2 protein-coding genes are annotated in these 1286 nt (G+C 43.1%); both read right to left on the reverse strand.

Annotated features, from left to right (window positions below; all coding sequences use genetic code 11):
• Window positions 1-281, reverse strand: a 281-nt coding sequence (locus HCJ54_RS15260; protein WP_187138259.1) for a hypothetical protein, incomplete at its 3' end; no start/stop codon positions are given.
• Window positions 282-338: 57 nt separating this feature from the next.
• On the reverse strand, window positions 339-1286 hold a 948-nt coding region (locus HCJ54_RS15265), incomplete at its 5' end, for an oligosaccharide flippase family protein (protein ID WP_187138260.1).

Consider the following 1286-nt stretch of genomic DNA (forward strand, 5'->3'; position numbering starts at 1 on the left):
TCTCGTACGAAGTCGGGCATCACCATGGTCGGGATATAAACCAAGATGTAGAGTAGCCAATAAACGACTTGGGATGGGCGGTTCACAGTTGATTCAGACCAAATAATGGGAATGAGCGCTAAGATGATGGATACCATTTTTACTGATCCCGATGGTTGTAGGTTAATCAGTGAGTAGTAGCTGTAGTTCGGCGAGATGAGCTGAATGTAACCAATATAGAGGCTGGCGATGTAACATAATACACCGATAACAAGGACTAATTTTTCTACTTTCAACTTCACTGATCGTGCTCCTTTCATGTTTTCTTTCCTTACTTCTATTTAACATGGCTGGCGATTTTAACGTGGTGTGACAAACGCGAAATTTCGTAGTGAGTGGTAGGATAAGAATAGAAATATCCCATAAAAAACACTGCCTATAACTGCGTAACTCGTAAGGACTGTGAGAATATCCCATTGTTGCGTATGCGCGATGAAAAATAGCGCAACGATGCTGACGAACCGCGAGACATCCCAAAGGAATTGCGTTTTTTGACGTCCGATTAAATACAATGTTTGCGAAACAGGGACGGTGACCAATTGCAGATAAAAAACCGGTAGCAGACGCTGGACGTATTCACCTGACACACGCCATTCTTCTCCAAAAACTAATGCGAAAAGACTTGGCGCAAACACAGCGAAAATAGCGAAAATCGGTAAGCCGTAAAGCAGTGCTGTACGGACGACATTTTTAAATAAGTCCAAAACGCGTGCCGATTCTGTATGCATGCCTTTTGCCGCCACGCTATAAAAAACTTGGCTGAGCACGCTTGTTAATAGTACGATTGGCATCCCAATCACGCGTTGGCCCATTCCGAAAAATCCAGCGACTTCGTTTCCAAAATAGTAAGTGATTAATAATAGCGGGACTTGTAATGTCAAGGTGTTGATAAATAATGACCCAGATGAAAGCAGTGGATAGCGATAATATTTGCGAACCAAAAAGCCGATATTTCGTTTCGTAAAACCCACTTTGACACGTGTTTTCCAAAAGCTAATCCCTTGAATCGTCGCACTTCCAAATCGGCCAAGTATATCGCTAATAATTAATCCGAAGCTTAGCGCAGCAAGCTGAAAGCCTGACGTCACAGCACTTTGTGCTAGTTTTGCATGAGAGATCGTTGCAAATCGTTGCTCCCGCATCTGCCAAAATGTGAAGGTTTGGATCGCACTTCCAAAGAAAATGCCTAGCGAAAGTAGTAGAATGGCGTGTGGGGATACACTAACATTCAATAGAGAGAAGGCTGA

Source organism: Listeria grandensis (assembly GCF_014322885.1).
Lineage (GTDB): Bacteria > Bacillota > Bacilli > Lactobacillales > Listeriaceae > Listeria_A > Listeria_A grandensis.